Annotated in this window: 14 protein-coding genes; 8 read left to right on the plus strand and 6 right to left on the minus strand. The window is 63.7% G+C overall.

The annotated features are described in order from the left end of the window. Positions 1-20 precede the first annotated feature (20 nt). Complete coding sequence (locus DTX69_RS25040) at positions 21-1,550, minus strand: ABC transporter substrate-binding protein (RefSeq protein WP_284736056.1); 1,530 nt, start codon at positions 1,548-1,550, stop codon at positions 21-23. 142 nt (positions 1,551-1,692) lie between these two features. Here DTX69_RS25040 and DTX69_RS25045 point away from each other — a divergent pair, with 142 nt between their 5' ends. Next, a complete protein-coding gene (locus DTX69_RS25045; protein WP_162917541.1) occupies positions 1,693-2,832 on the plus strand; it encodes an ABC transporter substrate-binding protein in 1,140 nt (379 codons plus the stop codon). Here DTX69_RS25045 and DTX69_RS25050 read toward each other — a convergent pair. Next, a complete protein-coding gene (locus DTX69_RS25050) occupies positions 2,829-3,650 on the minus strand; it encodes an IclR family transcriptional regulator (RefSeq protein ID WP_119304323.1) in 822 nt (273 codons plus the stop codon). The genes DTX69_RS25045 and DTX69_RS25050 overlap by 4 nt on opposite strands. A 78-nt stretch (positions 3,651-3,728) precedes the next feature. On the opposite strand from DTX69_RS25050, the gene DTX69_RS25055 reads away from it, so the two are divergent. Then, positions 3,729-4,859, plus strand: coding sequence for a mandelate racemase/muconate lactonizing enzyme family protein (locus DTX69_RS25055; RefSeq protein WP_119304324.1), 1,131 nt, complete (start codon positions 3,729-3,731; stop codon positions 4,857-4,859). 115 nt (positions 4,860-4,974) lie between these two features. On the opposite strand, the gene DTX69_RS25060 is transcribed toward DTX69_RS25055, so the two are convergent. Together DTX69_RS25060 and DTX69_RS25065 are read right to left on the minus strand one after the other, a co-directional pair. After that, positions 4,975-6,141: a mandelate racemase/muconate lactonizing enzyme family protein gene (locus tag DTX69_RS25060; RefSeq protein ID WP_119304325.1), complete on the minus strand. Its 1,167-nt coding sequence runs from the start codon at positions 6,139-6,141 to the stop codon at positions 4,975-4,977. A 16-nt stretch (positions 6,142-6,157) separates the two neighbouring features. Next, positions 6,158-6,916, minus strand: coding sequence for an SDR family NAD(P)-dependent oxidoreductase (locus DTX69_RS25065; RefSeq protein ID WP_119304326.1), 759 nt, complete (start codon positions 6,914-6,916; stop codon positions 6,158-6,160). 226 nt (positions 6,917-7,142) lie between these two features. Between DTX69_RS25065 and DTX69_RS25070 the strand changes: the two genes are divergently transcribed. The 5 genes from DTX69_RS25070 to DTX69_RS25090 are packed head-to-tail and all read left to right on the plus strand — an operon-like array spanning position 7,143 to position 11,459. Continuing rightward, entirely contained in the window at positions 7,143-8,288 is a 1,146-nt protein-coding gene (locus DTX69_RS25070) for an ABC transporter substrate-binding protein (protein WP_162917542.1), read from the plus strand. Positions 8,289-8,301: 13 nt separating this feature from the next. Next, positions 8,302-9,147, plus strand: coding sequence for an ABC transporter permease (locus tag DTX69_RS25075; protein ID WP_119304328.1), 846 nt, complete (start codon positions 8,302-8,304; stop codon positions 9,145-9,147). Next, positions 9,144-9,935 carry an ABC transporter permease gene (locus DTX69_RS25080; protein WP_119304329.1) on the plus strand — a complete coding sequence of 264 codons (792 nt, stop codon included), beginning with the start codon at positions 9,144-9,146 and terminating at the stop codon, positions 9,933-9,935. Before DTX69_RS25075 ends, DTX69_RS25080 begins: the two co-directional genes overlap by 4 nt. Then, entirely contained in the window at positions 9,928-10,701 is a 774-nt protein-coding gene (locus DTX69_RS25085) for an SDR family NAD(P)-dependent oxidoreductase (RefSeq protein WP_119304330.1), read from the plus strand. Before DTX69_RS25080 ends, DTX69_RS25085 begins: the two co-directional genes overlap by 8 nt. Further along, the gene (locus DTX69_RS25090) at positions 10,701-11,459 is read left to right on the plus strand and encodes an SDR family NAD(P)-dependent oxidoreductase (RefSeq protein ID WP_119304331.1); all 759 of its coding nucleotides are present in this window, start codon (positions 10,701-10,703) and stop codon (positions 11,457-11,459) included. The genes DTX69_RS25085 and DTX69_RS25090 overlap by 1 nt, the downstream gene beginning before the upstream one ends. 11 nt (positions 11,460-11,470) lie before the next feature. Here the strand turns inward: DTX69_RS25090 and DTX69_RS25095 are convergent, their stop codons facing one another. After that, complete coding sequence (locus DTX69_RS25095) at positions 11,471-12,517, minus strand: ABC transporter ATP-binding protein (protein WP_162917543.1); 1,047 nt, start codon at positions 12,515-12,517, stop codon at positions 11,471-11,473. A 106-nt stretch (positions 12,518-12,623) separates the two neighbouring features. On the opposite strand from DTX69_RS25095, the gene DTX69_RS25100 reads away from it, so the two are divergent. Continuing rightward, entirely contained in the window at positions 12,624-13,496 is an 873-nt protein-coding gene (locus tag DTX69_RS25100) for an SMP-30/gluconolactonase/LRE family protein (protein WP_119304333.1), read from the plus strand. A gap of 28 nt (positions 13,497-13,524) precedes the next feature. On the opposite strand, the gene DTX69_RS25105 is transcribed toward DTX69_RS25100, so the two are convergent. After that, on the minus strand, positions 13,525-14,190 hold the full coding sequence (locus DTX69_RS25105; RefSeq protein WP_162917544.1) for a GntR family transcriptional regulator: 666 nt from the start codon (positions 14,188-14,190) through the stop codon (positions 13,525-13,527). Positions 14,191-14,228: the final 38 nt, after the last annotated feature.

Raw genomic sequence — 14,228 nt, forward strand, 5'->3', positions numbered from 1 at the left:
GCGCCCGCGTTCCAGCAAGCCTATTTGCTGCAGCCCAGATCCTCAAAGTTCAAGTTGAAGTTCTGCGCGCGCGGCACGTATCCTTCGCAGCCCTTGCGCAAGGCCAGCACCTGATGGACGAACATCGGCAGCACCAGGCCTCCTTCCTTCGCCAGCAGCTCGCCGACGTTTTGGAACAGTTTTAGCCGCTCCTCCGTATCGACAGTCGTGTTCGCCTTCAGCAGCAGGGCGTCATAGTCCGGCCGCTCCCAGTGCGTTTCTTTCCACTTCGCATTCTGCGTATAGGCGACCGCCAGCCCCTCTCCCGGCGGGCGCATCGACCAGGCCGAGGTCACGGCCGGTTGCTTCAGCCACACGTCGTCCCAATAGCTTTCGGCCGGCGTGACGATCACATTGATGTCGATGCCCGCAGGCTTCGCCATCTCCGCATAGACCTGCGCCATGCGGACCATGCCGGGCACGCCCTCCGCCGTGTAGAGGTCGAACTTCAGCCCTTTCTCGTGTCCCGCCTCAGCAAGCAGCTTCTTCGCAAGCTCATAATCCTGCTTCGGCGCTTCCTTGGTGTACGACGCGGGATTGCCGATCGGCACGGGATTGTCCGCGCCTGGCTCCCCGAACCCGAGCAGCACGGTGTCGACCATCGCCTGCCGATCCACCACCGCCTTCAGGGCCTCGCGCACCTTCACGTCGTCGAACGGCTTGGTGTCCACCCAGAAGGAGATCGTCATCGAGTTGGAGGCGCCGGTTTCCAGCAGTGCAACCGAGGGGTCGTTCTTCAACGCGGGAATGACCGACGGATCGACGTTCAGCATCAGGTCCACTTCGCCCGACTTCATCGCGGAAACGGCGGCAACCGCTTCCTGCGCGACGGTGATCTTCAGGCATTCCGCCTTCGGCTTGCCGGCGTCCCAGTAGTTCGGGTTCTTGCGCAGGATGCGTACCGGCGCATTCGGCGTGAACGCCTCCTGCATGAAGGGACCGGTACCGTCGCCATGCAGGCGCAGATCCTCCTGCTTGGCGCCGTCCGGCACGATGTTGGTGAATTTGTTGCTGATGAGCACCGGCAGTTCGACCACCGGCTTCTTGGTGGTGAAGGTCACGGTCCGCGCATCCGGCGCCTTGATGCCATCCGGATCAAGGAATTCGAGCACCGCGCGGGCGCCGGAGCCCGTCTTCTCATCCAGCAGGCGTTTGAAGGTATAGACCACGTCAGCGGAGGAGAAATCCTTGCCACTGTGAAACTTCACGCCATCGCGCAGCTTGAACGTCCAGGTGAGGCCGTCGTCCGACACTTCCCATTCCGTCGCCAGCTCCGGCAGGACGTTGAAATTGTCGTCGATGTCGACCAGGCGGTTATAGACCGCGAACGTGTGATACGCATCATCGCCGGAATGCATGTCGGCGGGGTCCATCGACTGCTTCTCCCCGCTCCACTCGTAGCCCAGTACTTTCACGCACTCGTCGCCTGCCGCGGCCAGCGCCGCATTCGACAGTCCTGCCACGGCGAGCGCGCCGATCGCCGCGCCGCCCATCAATCGCGCCAATGTCATCGCTACCTCCCTGTTTTATTTCCCGCTGCGGTTCCCTCGAGCAGCGAGCCGCGCCTAGATTCCAGAATGCTGGACTGTTGTACGCATTTATAGAATGGTAGGTTACCGCGAATCGCCACTGAGTCAACGGGGAGTGCAGCAGATGGCCGCTCTACGCTTGCGCGGAATGACCTGGGACCATCGCCGCGCCGTCGATCCGCTGCTGGCGACGCAGGCAATGTTCGCGGCGCAGCATCCAGGCATCGAGATCGAATGGTCCTCGCGCCCGCTGCATGGGTTTGAATTCACGCCCGTCGCGGAGCTCGCGCGGTCCTATGACCTCATCATCCTTGACCACCCGTTCTGCGGCGACATCGCAGCGAGCAAATGCCTGCTTCCGTTGGATGATATCGTGGCCGGCGACCTGCGCTCGGCGTTCGTCGGGCCTTCTCTGGAGAGTTATTCCTACGCTGGTCACATCTGGGCGCTGCCGATCGATGCCGCGTGCCAGGTGGCCGCGTCGCGGCCCGACCTGATGGCGCGGCTGGATGCAGCGCCGCCGCGGGACTGGTCAGGCTTGATGACGCTTGGTCGACATGCATCGCGGCATGGCATGAAGCTCGCGATCGGCCTGCGCGGGGTACACAGCCTGATGACCTTCTTCACGCTTTGCGCCAACCTGGGCACTCCCTGCGCGACTGCTCCAGGCGAACCGTTCGCCGACTTGCACACGGCGCACGCCGCCCTCGCGCATATGCGTGAGCTGCTGTCCCTCTGCCCCGTCGAGGCATTGGACTGGAATAGCATTGCGCTTCACGACGCCATGGTCGCACGCGACGATCTGATCCTCTGTCCCGCCGTCTATTGCTACGCAACCTATGCCGAGGCGGATCAGCGGCACCCGTTGCGCTTCCACGATTTCCCGGGCCCTGAGGGCGCACGCGGCTCCACGATCGGCGGGACGGGTCTCGGCATTTCCGCCCATTGCCCGCATCCGGACGCGGCACTGACCTATGCACGTTTCGCGGCCACGGCAGCCGCCCAATCCGCCTTCGCACTGCACCACGGGCAGCCCGCCAGGCTCGACGCCTGGCGGGATGCGAACATCGATGCGCGTTTCGGCGGCTGCTACAGCAGCACGCTCCGTACCATGGAGGCATGCTGGATCCGCCCACGCTTCGCGGGCTATCTCGGCTTCCAGGCCAAGGCCGGCGATCTGATCGAGCGTCACCTGCGCAGCGAGGTCGCCGAGGCAACCCTGCTCGATCGTCTCCAGCACCTGTTCGAGGCAGCGCCGGCCTAGTGGGCGCCGAGGCGGCTGGAGAGGTTGGCCGCCGCCTCCATTACTTTCTTGATGAGCTCTTCCCGGTTCGGTTTGCCGAGCCGATGCTCGGGCGCCACGATGCTGATCGCCGCGATGCAGCGACCGCTCCCATCCGTCACGGGCGCTGCTACGCAGCCGGCATGCTCGTTGGTCTCGTTCAGCTCTGTCGCATATCCCTGCTTGCGGAACTTGCGGATCTGCTGGATCAGCTTCGGCACTTCGGTGATAGAGCGGCCGGTCGGCGATTGGCGAACCGAACGCTTCAGCAATGCGCCGAGCGTGGCGTCGTCAAGATCCGACACCAGCAAGCGGCCGGCCGCAGCCCAGTTCACGGGCACACGGGACCCGACCCGGCTGATGATGCGGATCGAGTGGGAACCCTCCTCCTTCAGCAGCACCAGCATCATGTCGTTCTCGAGGACGGACAGCTGCACCGTCTCGCCGGTGGCGTCGCGCAGTTCCTCGACGATCTGGCTGCCGTCCCGCAGCAGGTCGACTTGGCTGCGATAGGCCATGCCAAGCTCGAACAGTTTACGTCCCAGATAGAGCCCGGCGCCGCGACGCGCCGGCTCCAAATAGCCGGCCTCGCTCAAGGTGCGGACCAGTTCATAGGCGGTGGACTTCGGAATCTGCAGCGCCGTGACGATCCCGGCCACAGTCGCCGGCTCGCCCCGCTGCAGCAGAAACTCGAGGATCTCCAACGCCCGGCGGACGCTACGCGAACCGCCTTGTTCCTCATCGGGCAACACCGGGGATTGCGCATTGGCGCGCATCGATGCCTTTACCGCTTGCGTCATGCTTCACATTCCAACATTCTGGACCAGTATCCAATATTTCAGACGACTGCGCAAACCTGTGCGGGAGGGGACGCTGTCATGAAGATCACGGACATCGAGGCAATCGAACTTCGGGTACCGGGCTGGACCGGCGCAACTTTCGATGGGTCATACGACAATTGCGTGATCCTCGTCCACACGGATGCGGGAATCACGGGAATTGCGGAGGTGGATAGTGTTCCGTCTGTAATCAAGGCGATCATAAATGCCCCACGGTCTCACACCCACGCCATGGGCTTGAAGGAAGTGCTGATCGGACAGGATCCCCTGCAGGTCGGTGCCTTGTGGGACCGGATGTACGACTGGACCAGCTATTACGGGCGGCGCGGCGTCGTCATCCATGCCATGAGCGGCGTCGACATCGCGCTGTGGGACATCCGGGGCAAGGTCGAGGGCAAGCCGGTGGCCGATCTGCTCGGAGCGCGCAAGCGGAACCAGCTGCTGGCCTACGGCACCGTCTACCCGCTCGGCGAAACGCCGGACGAGGTACGGCGCAACATCGATCGCGGACTGAAGCTGGGCCTGAAAGCGATCAAGATCGTCGCCGACCCGCATTGGCGGCAGGACGTGCGGAAGGCGGAGACCATCATCCGGACCGCGCGCGAGCATGTCGGCCCGGACATCCGGCTGATGGTGGATGCAGCCACCGCCTGGGAGAAGGCCGAGGATGGCCTGCCGCTCATGCCGATCTTCCGCGACAACAACTTTCTCTGGGTCGAGGCGCCGCTGCCGATCGATGATCTCGATGGGCATGCCCGCTTCCAGGGATTCGGTGTGCCGATCGGCGGCGGCGATCTCGGCCTCACCACACGCTACGAATATGAACACGCGTTCGAGGTCGGAAAGATCGACATCGCCCAGCCGGACGTTACGATGGCCGGCGGATTGACCGAGCTGATGCGCATCGCGGCCGTCGCCAGGAAGCACGGAAAGCGCGTGGTGACCCACGGCTACAAGTCGAACATCACGATTGCCGCGAACCTTGCGTTCCTGTCGCAGCATTGGGACGACGAACCGGCGGAATATTCGACCAGCGAGTCGCCCATCCGCTGGAACCTGACGCGCGAGAAGTTCGACATCGGCGCCGACGGACGCATCCAAGTGCCGGAGAAGCCGGGCTTGGGCGTGAGCCTCGACCTGGCCACAGTGGAGAAGTTCCGGATCAACTAGCGTCAGACTTCGTCAGACCATCCACGAGTTTCATTGGGCAAGATCGAACCGTCGCATGCAAACTCATGGATGGTTGTGCCAAGGTCGTCGGCGACCCGTGACGATGAAGGCAGATTCATCGCTTATCGGCGCGCAAACGGTCGACCAGCTCTTCATTGAGATCGATGCCGAGACCAGGGCGATCTGGCAGCGCCATGTAGCCGTCGACGACGTTGGGCTCGGGCGAGACCAGCTCGCGCCGCAATAGGCTGTCGAACACTTTCGGGGACACGTATTCGAACACGGGCGCTGGCCCGCAGGCCGCCTGGAAATGCCTCCCGACCGCGGATGTGATGCCGGTCTTCCAGCCGTGCGGCACCACTTCGGCGCCGTGCAGTTCGCACAGATCGGCGATCCGGCGGATCTCGGTCAAGCCGCCGCCGCGGCCGATATTCGGCTGCACGATGCCGACCCTGCCGCGGGTCAGCCATTCCTGAATCTCCCAGCGGGTCGCTGCGGCCTCCGCACCACCGATGCGGATCGGACTGCGCTCGGCGAGCCTTGCGTGCCCTTCGAGATCGTCATGCTGCAGGGTCGCTTCCGCGAAGAAGATGTCGCACTCCTCGATCCGATCCAGCACGTAAAGCGCATCATGCCAGTTCTGCCAACGATAGCCGAAATCGACGGCCATCAGGATGCCGGCGCCCAGCATCTTGCGGCCGCGCTTGATCAGGTCGACCAGCTCCCGATCGGTCACCAGATCGTAAAACAGCACTTCCATCTTCACAGCTCGGAAGCCGCTCTCCAGGGCGGCGTCGAACTGGCGACCGATCTCGGTCATCAGCGCCTCGATGGAGCGGCCATGCGCCAGGCCGGGGAAGATCGTGCAATAAGGCCGCAACTTATCCCGCCTTGCTCCGCCCATCAGCTTATAGGCGGGCACGCCGTGCTGCTTGCCGGCCAGGTCGTAGAGTGCGATGTCGATCGCCGAGATGGCATGGATGCCAAGCCCGCGCCGCCCGGGCCAGAAGGTTCCCTCGTAGAGCTTCTGCCAGAGCCCGCTCGCTTCCAATGGATCCGCGCCGATCACGATCTCCGCGGCGTTCCGGCTCCAGAGGTGGGCTGTCGGCATCTCGAGAAACGCTTTCACCACGTGCGGCGGGGCATCCGTCTCGCCGATGCCCGTGCGACCGGCCTCATCGGTGAGCCGCACGATGACGGTATCCGTGGTGCCGTCGAGATCATCGGCCGCCGGCGTCGGACCGATGATCGGGATGACTTCGATGGCGGCGATCTTGCTCAATCCAACCTCCCATCCGTTAGTAGGTGGCGCGCCCGCCGCTGAGATCGAATGTGAAACCCGTGGTGAAGCTGCAGGCGGGCGAGACGATCCAGGCGATCATGTGCGCCGCCTCCTGGAGTTCGCCGCAGCGGCGCATTGGGATTTTCGCCGTCATGTAGTCGACCGTCGCCTGGGGCAGCGCATCAACCATCGGCGTGCGGATGACCGCCGGCGCCAGGGCGTTGATCGTGATACCCTGCTCCACGTAGTCCTTGGCCATGCTCTTCACCATGCCGATCAAGCCGGCCTTGGTCGCCGAATAGGCCGTCATGCCAGCGTTGCCTTCCTTGCCGGCGATGGAAGACACGTGCAGGATCCGCCCATAGCGCCGCTTCAGCATGTGTGGCAGCACTGCCTGGGACAGAAGCAACGCCCCGCGCAGATTGACGTGGTAGACGAAATCGAAGTCCTCCAGGTCCACCTCGTGCGCCGGAATGTTAGTGCGGCCGGTGATGCCCGCGCAGTTCACCAGCGCATCGATGCGGCCGAACTCCGCCGCCGTCTTCTCGACCGCCGGCCCAATCGTCCCTTGCTGGGTTACGTCGAGACGCCCTCCGACCGCCTTGCCGCCGCCCGCCTTGATTTCCTCGGCCGCTTTCTGCGCGGTTTCGGCGTCTGAGTCGAAGCAAGCGACCGCAATCCCCTGGGCGGCCAGTTCCAGTGCTGCGGCACGGCCGATTCCCCGTCCGGCTCCCACGACGAGCACGGCGTAGTTCGCATTATCGAAATAGTTCACAACGGCCTCTTTTCCTGCGAGCTAGTCTGCAACCAAGCAAACGCCCGGTGTTCCTTGACCGGTTTTTTCAGCCCATGTTAGCCTATTCCTGCATCTTGTATATGCGTCCAGGATTTCGGAATAGCCGAAAACTGGCGCGAGTAAAATGAAGGGCATCAAACGCCCTCGCTTAACGTCCGATGGGTCCGGATTCCGGATCTCAACGAGACAGGCTGGGAGGCCACTTATGAGCAATCGCAAGCAGGGTTTGGGCGCGCTGGCTGAATTGTCGGCGCGCTCCGCGTTGTCGCGCCGCCATGTGCTCGCCGGCGCCGCGGCTGTGGGCACGATGGCAGCATTTGGTGCTAGGCCCGCATTCGCCAAGACCACCATGACCTGGATGGGCTGGCAGGGCTACGAGACGCCGATCCTCAGCGGCTCGTTCCTCGCCGACAACGACATCGATTTCCAGCCCACCTTCATCTCCTCCAACGAGGAGATCATCACCAAGCTGCAGGCGGGCGGCATCGGCAAGACCGACCTCATCACCATGTATTTCGGCTATCTGCCGCTGATGGCCGAGGGCGAACTGTTGGAGCCGATCGACACCGCGAAGATCGAACTGTTGCCCAAGCTGATCCCGCAGTTCGTCGCACAGGATACCATCAAGTACCAGGGCAACCTGATGGGCGTGCCCTGGAACTGGGGCTCGCTGCCCTTGATGTACGATCCGGCCGTCGTCACCACGCCGCCCGAGAGCTGGCTTGACATCCTGAAGCCGGAGCACAAGGGCAAAGTAGCGATGGTGGACGACCCGCTCGGCAACCTGCTGATCTGGGGAACCGTCGTGACAGGCAAGCCGATGGGCACCATCCTGACCAAGGAAGAGATGGTACAGGTCATCGACAAGCTGATCGAGATCAAAACCAAGCACGCGCGCGCCTTCTTCCCGAGCTATGGCGACATGTCCGACGCCTTTGCGCGCAACGAGATCACGGTCTCGGCCATCGGATGGGAAGCCGTTGCGGTGTGGACCCAGGCTAAGGGCAAGACCATCAAATACACGATCCCGAAGGAAGGCACCGGCATGTTCATGGATTGCCTGTGCATTCCCAAGGACGCTCCGCACATGGATCTCAGCTACAAGATGATCAACCACATCATCTCGCCCGAGCCGCAGAAGCAGTTCGCGACGGAGCAGAGCGCCGGCATCACCAATCTCGATACCGTGCCGATGCTGCCCAAGGAGCTTGCGGAATCCTACAATTACGCGGACATCGACGGATTCATGCAGAAGGCTAGGCTGCAGCCCGTTCCGCCGACGGAATCCGACGGGTCCGTCGCCACCTATGACGACTTCCTGAACGAATATCAGCGGCTGTCCAAGGCATAGAGGGAGCCTGGCAGTGCTGAAGCGGCCGGCATGGGATCGCCAGAACTGGCTCCTGCTGCCGGCCGCTTTGATTTTCATCGGCGCCTTTGCGGCGCCCCTCCTCTACTTTCTCGTCATCAGTTTCTGGTCGGTGCGGGCGCGCATCATGCGTCCCGATCTCACCTTCAAGAACTACATTGCCACCTGGACCGACTACTACGATGCCATGGCCAGCACGCTGCTGATTGCGTTCGCGATCGGCGCCCTGACCACGATCCTCGCGCTCGCCTTTGCCTACGCTCTTCGATTCAAGTGCGGCCGCTTCGAGATGCCACTGCTCTTTCTCGCCCTCATCACCCTGTTTGGCGGATATCTGGTCAAGATCTACGCCTGGAAGAGTATTCTGGGGCGGGAGGGTATTCTTAATAAGTTCCTGCTCTGGGCCGGGATCATCGATGAGCCGCTCGGCGCGCTGCTCTACAGCGTCAATGGCGTGGTCATCACCTTGACCTACTTTCTCCTGCCATTCGCCATTCTGCCGATCTACGGCAATATGCGCGCCATCCGGCCCGCCACCATCGAATCGGCGCGTGATCTTGGCGCCGGCCGATGGGCCGTCCTGCGCGATGTCGTGATCCCGCAGTGCGAGAAGGGCATCGTCATTGCCTTCACCTTCGCGTTCCTGATCAGCGCGGGGGATTATGTGACGCCGCGCTTCGTAGGCGGCGGCGCGGCCATGATGGGGCATTTCATCGAGCTGCAATTCTCCCTCGGGTTCAACTGGCCGATGGGCAGCGCCATGGCGTTCACGGTGATGGCCGTATCCCTGGCGCTGGTGCTGGTCTTTCGCGGGCTGTTGCGGCGGACCCTGCAGCCATGAATCGAGCGCTCGGCTTTCTCGAGGAACTTGGGTGGCGGGCACTCGCCCTGCTGCTCGCGGCCTTCATGGGCGGGCCCTTGGTCCTGGTCGTGCTGTTCAGCTTCAATCAATCGGCCCTGACCAGCCTGCCGCTGACGGGGTTCACGCTGGACTGGTATCGCAAGCTGTTTTCCCTTGGCGCCTTCTGGCCGGCTTTGTGGAACAGCCTCATCGTGGCCGGTTTGGTGGCGGTCCTCTCGGTTGCGATCGGCACGATGGCGGCCCTGCTCCTGGCGCGCATGGCGCCACGGCGCGCGGAGGGGCTGATCGCGATCATCAGCGTGCCGATGATGCTGCCGGCACTGATCATCGGCGTCGCCATGATGAGCTACTTCGTGCGGCTGATCGACCTGCCGCTTGGCCTTCCGACCGTCATTCTGGGCCATCTGGTGATCGCCCAGCCCTTCGTCATCCTGATCGTCTTCTCCCGTCTCGCGACCTTCGACTGGGCTGTCGTGGACAGCGCGCGCGATCTCGGCGCCTCACCGCTCCGCGCCTTCCTGACCGTGACCCTGCCGATTATCCGTCCGACCATTGTCGGCGCGGCGCTGATCGCCCTCTCCATCTCGCTCGACGACTTCGTCATCACCTTCTTCACGATCGGTGCCGGCAATACCTTGCCGACTCTGGTCTGGGGCATGGTTCGCACCTCGCTTGATCCCACCATCAATGCGATCGCCACGCTGCTGATCCTGCTCAGCGTCGGCTCGACGTTCCTGGCCTTGCGCGTGAGCCGCTACCGTGGCTGAGGTGACGTTCGACTATGGTGGGCGCGTCGCGCTGGTAACAGGCGCGGGTCGCGGACTGGGCTTCGCCACCGCCAAGACACTGCACCAGGCTGGCGCCACGGTGGCGGTGAACGATCGCACAGCGGAGTCCTGTCAGGCGGTGATCGCGCGGCTGGGCGGCGGTCCCCGGCTAATCGCAGCGCCGGCCGATCTGGCAACCACCGACGGGCCCGTGCAGGCGGTGGCTCAAGCGACGGCCAACGGCCGGCTCGATTTCCTCATCAATAACGCCGCCGTGAATGTCGAGCGGCCGATCGCGGCCACCGACGATGCGCACTGGGACCAGCATCTCAGCGTAATCCTGCGGGCGAGCTTCCTCACCGTGCAGGCCGCCCTTCCCTTCCTGCGCAGCAGCCGCGGCTGCATCGTGAATATCGCGTCGGAACTTGGGCTTCACGCCATCGCAAACAACGTTGCCTACGTCTCGGCAAAGCACGGATTGATCGCAATGACCAAGGCAATGGCGATCGAGCTAGCCCCCAGCGGCATTCGGGCAAATGCGATCTGCCCGGGAACGATGGACACCGAGCTGATGCAGGAATGCGCACGGGACAGCGGCGATCCCGAGTCCTATTACGCCGCCTTCAATCGCTATCACCCGATCGGACGCCTTGCGACGCCCGATGAGGTCGCGGCCTTTGTCCTGTGCCTCCTGTCGCCGGCCGCTGCCTATATGACCGGTGCGGCAGTCGCGATCGACGGCGGCAGCACTGCGGGACGGCTGTGATGACGGAATTCGCGGGCAAGACGATCCTGGTCACCGGCTCCACCCGAGGCATCGGAGCGGCCGCGGCGCGTTTGTTCCTGGAGCGCGGCGGGTCGGTCATCCTGCATGGCCGGCGCCAGGCGGATGTCGATGCGGCGGTCGCGCGACTCTCGACAACCTATTCGGGCCGCGTGCGGGGCTTGTCCGCGGATCTCTCCGATCGAACGGCATGCCGCGCACTGGCCGCAAGCATCGAGACGCTCGACGTCCTGGTGAATTGCGGCGGCATCTTCCATGAAGCCGCGATTGCGGAGACCAGCCCCACATTGTGGGATGAGACTGTCGCGGTCAACCTGACAGCGCCGTGGGTGCTGGCGCAGTCATTGCTGCCGAAGCTGCGCGCGAGCCGGGGCGCAATCGTCAACGTCGCATCGGATGCAGCTCTTCTGGGCTATGCCGGCTGCGTCGCCTATTGCGCCTCCAAAGGAGCCTTGGTCGGTTTGACGCGCGCGCTGGCGACGGAGCTGACGCCCGATGTGCGCGTGCTCTGCGTCTGCCCCGGGCCGACCGAGACCGACATGATGCGCGCGAGCATCTCCGTCGCACCCGACCGGGACAAGGCGCGCCAGCAATGGGCGTCCTATACCTTGCTGAACCGGGTCGCGTCTCCGGTCGAGATCGGCGAAGCGATCCTGCTGGCCGCCTCGCCGCGCGCAAGCTATCTCACGGGGAGCCTCATCATGGCCGATGGCGGCGCGACGGCGGGCAAGCGGGTCTGATAGGCTATGGCTCAGCCGGCTATGATGCGTTGAGCCGACCGACTCCAGCCCACCCCCATCATATCGCCGATTGCGGCGCGTGGTTTCCCGACCGGATCCTGGACCCGTAGCTTCTCACCGCTCGACAGCGAGAGGACATATCTGACGTGTGCGCCGAGGAACACGATCTCGTCCACCTTCCCGGTCGTCTCGATCTCCGCACGCTCCGAATGCCCAAGCCGTCGCACGCTTTCCGGGCGCACGACGAGCGCGATCTCTCCGTCCGGTCCACCCTCCTCGAAAGCGCCGCAGGTAGTCTCGATCACGCCGCCCCTCCGCCGGCCCTTGAGGAGATTCGCTTCGCCAATGAAGCTCGCGACGAAATGGGTCTGGGGCCTGAGATAGATGTCCTCCGGCGTGCCAAGCTGCTCGATACGCCCGTCCTTCATGACGGCGATGCGGTTGGCGAGGCCGAGCGCTTCGCCCTGATCGTGCGTGACGAAGACGAACGTGCCGCCGATCTCGCGGTGGATCCGGCGCAGCTCCTCCTGCATCGCCTGCCTCAGCTTGAGGTCCAGGGCGGCGAGCGGCTCGTCGAGCAGCAGCACCTGCGGCTTCATCACCAGTGCCCGCGCCAGCGCTACGCGCTGCTGTTGTCCGCCTGAAAGCTGCGCCGGCATGTGGTCCTCATAGCCTTCAAGGCGCACCAGAGCCATCGCCTCGCTCACGCGCTTCGCGATGATCGCGCGGTCCAATTTCTTCAAGCGCAGCCCATAGCCGACATTCTGGCGCGCATTCATGTGCGGGAAGAGGCCGTAGCCCTGGAACACCATGTTGATCGGCCTGTGCTCCGGCCCGAGATGCGTGATGTCGGCGCCGTTGACCTCGATGTGGCCAGCGTTGGGTTCGACGAACCCGCCCATCATGCGCAGTAAGGTCGTCTTGCCGCAGCCCGACGGGCCGAGGATGGCGAGGAAGTCGCCGCGCGGAATGTCCAGGTCGATCGGGTGCACGGCGGTCACTGTGCCGAAGCTGCGACTGAGGCCGCGCAATTGAACCGCGATATCAGACGCCACCATCCCCATCGCTCCCCATTGTTCCGGTATTCCGGAACGAAGTCTGGTATTGTGATCTTCTTTGCCCGACTCTACAGTTTGGCTTCCGAAACTCAAACCCTCGTTCCCCATGGCGCGCACACCGGACTGGCGAGTTCCGACCGATCATCGCGACAAGCTCGGCGAGAGCCCGCAATGGAACAGCGCCACTGGAGAGCTGTTCTGGATCGATTTCTACGGCCCGACCATCCATCGCATCTCTCCCGACGGCAAGCGCTCGGATTGGACGCTCTCGAAGTTCACCAGCATCGGCTCGGTCGTGCCGTGCGCGGACGGCCGGTTGGTGATCGGCATGGACAACGGGCTCTATTTCTTCGATCCGCGCAATGGCGCAGTTGCTCCGTTCGCCGACCCGAATCAGGCTCGGCCCGATCTGCCTTACAACGACGCAAAAGTCGATCGTCACGGCAATTACTGGATCGGCAATTTCGATGCGACGGAATCCGCGCCGCGCGGAATCCTCTACGTGCTGAACCGACGCGGAGAGTGGCGCATCGGCGACAGCGGCTTCATCGTCTGCAACGGCCCGACCTTCTCGCCGCAGGGCGATGTGCTCTATTTCAGCGATTCGCTCGGGCGGCAGAGCCTGGCTTACGATCTCGATCCCGGGAGCGGAAGGCTGACGCGGCGCCGCGTCTTCCAGAAGTATTCCGAGGCGGACGGGGTACCCGACGGCTGCTGCGTCGATACGGAGGGATGCATCTGGATCGCCATGTATGACGGCGGCAAGGTGATCCGCTTATCGCCGGAAGGGGAGCGCCTCGACACGCTGCTGCTGCCGGCGCGCAACATCACCTCGTGCTGCCTGGGCGGACCGGATCTGCGCACGTTGTTCGTGACCTCCGGCCGCGCGGCGGATGACGGCGAAGCAGAAGGCGGAGCGTTGTTTGCGACCGAGGTCGACGTTCCAGGTCTGCCGGAACTTTTGTTCCGGCCGGTCTGACCTCGATCTTCAGCCGGTTGAAGCGACCTCAGCTCCGCGCAGCCTGTCCCTTGGAGCGCGGCTGCTTGCGGCGGCGCAGCCGCAGAATGTGATGCTCGATCTCCGCGTCCAGTCCGGCGACGTCGTTGGAGGCGAGCATGTCGCGCAATTTCCGATGCTGCGGGATGATCGACTTGGCATCGCGTTCGTCGCGGATCTCCTTACCGAAGATGATGAGGACGTGGCGCGCCAGCGCCTCCCACAAGATCTGCACGATCGTATTGCCTGAGGCCGCGCAGATCTCGCGATGGAAATTCAGATCCGCCTTGCTGATCTCCAGCCAGTCCATGTGGCTCGCCGCGCGCTCCATGGTGGCGAGAATCCGATCGAGGCGCACCAAAGCCTGCGGATTGCTCTGGTAAGCAGCCGCAGCGCCGCGCAGCGCAATCCGTTCAAGCGCGATCCGCGCTTCGCAGATCTCATCGATCCGCGCATTCTCGAAGCTCGCGATATGTGTGCCTCGGTGCGGCGTGCTTTCCAGGATGCCCTGGGCCTCTAGGATCTTCAGGGCTTCTCGCAGGGGAACGCGGCTCATCTTCAGAAGCTGCGCCAGCTCCGCCTCGACCAGCCGCTGACCTGGCTGCAACGCTCCGGACGCGACACCGAGCACGATCGCCTCGGCCGCGCGCTCCGCCAGTCCCGACGCACGCGGCATGTCCAAGAAAGGCCGGAAGTCTTCTCTGCCTGGATCCT

The sequence above is a fragment of the Dongia deserti genome, from assembly GCF_003574735.1.
Taxonomy (GTDB): Bacteria; Pseudomonadota; Alphaproteobacteria; order Dongiales; family Dongiaceae; genus Dongia_A; species Dongia_A deserti.

Coding starts and splice junctions, on each gene's coding strand:
- DTX69_RS25040 (WP_284736056.1), bottom strand. CDS start 1,550: ATGACATTGGCGCGATTGATGGGCGGCGCGGCGATCGGCGCGCTCGCC.
- DTX69_RS25045 (WP_162917541.1), top strand. CDS start 1,693: ATGGCCGCTCTACGCTTGCGCGGAATGACCTGGGACCATCGCCGCGCC.
- DTX69_RS25050 (WP_119304323.1), bottom strand. CDS start 3,650: ATGACGCAAGCGGTAAAGGCATCGATGCGCGCCAATGCGCAATCCCCG.
- DTX69_RS25055 (WP_119304324.1), top strand. CDS start 3,729: ATGAAGATCACGGACATCGAGGCAATCGAACTTCGGGTACCGGGCTGG.
- DTX69_RS25070 (WP_162917542.1), top strand. CDS start 7,143: ATGAGCAATCGCAAGCAGGGTTTGGGCGCGCTGGCTGAATTGTCGGCG.
- DTX69_RS25080 (WP_119304329.1), top strand. CDS start 9,144: ATGAATCGAGCGCTCGGCTTTCTCGAGGAACTTGGGTGGCGGGCACTC.
- DTX69_RS25090 (WP_119304331.1), top strand. CDS start 10,701: ATGACGGAATTCGCGGGCAAGACGATCCTGGTCACCGGCTCCACCCGA.
- DTX69_RS25095 (WP_162917543.1), bottom strand. CDS start 12,517: ATGGTGGCGTCTGATATCGCGGTTCAATTGCGCGGCCTCAGTCGCAGC.
- DTX69_RS25100 (WP_119304333.1), top strand. CDS start 12,624: ATGGCGCGCACACCGGACTGGCGAGTTCCGACCGATCATCGCGACAAG.
- DTX69_RS25105 (WP_162917544.1), bottom strand. CDS start 14,190: ATGCCGCGTGCGTCGGGACTGGCGGAGCGCGCGGCCGAGGCGATCGTG.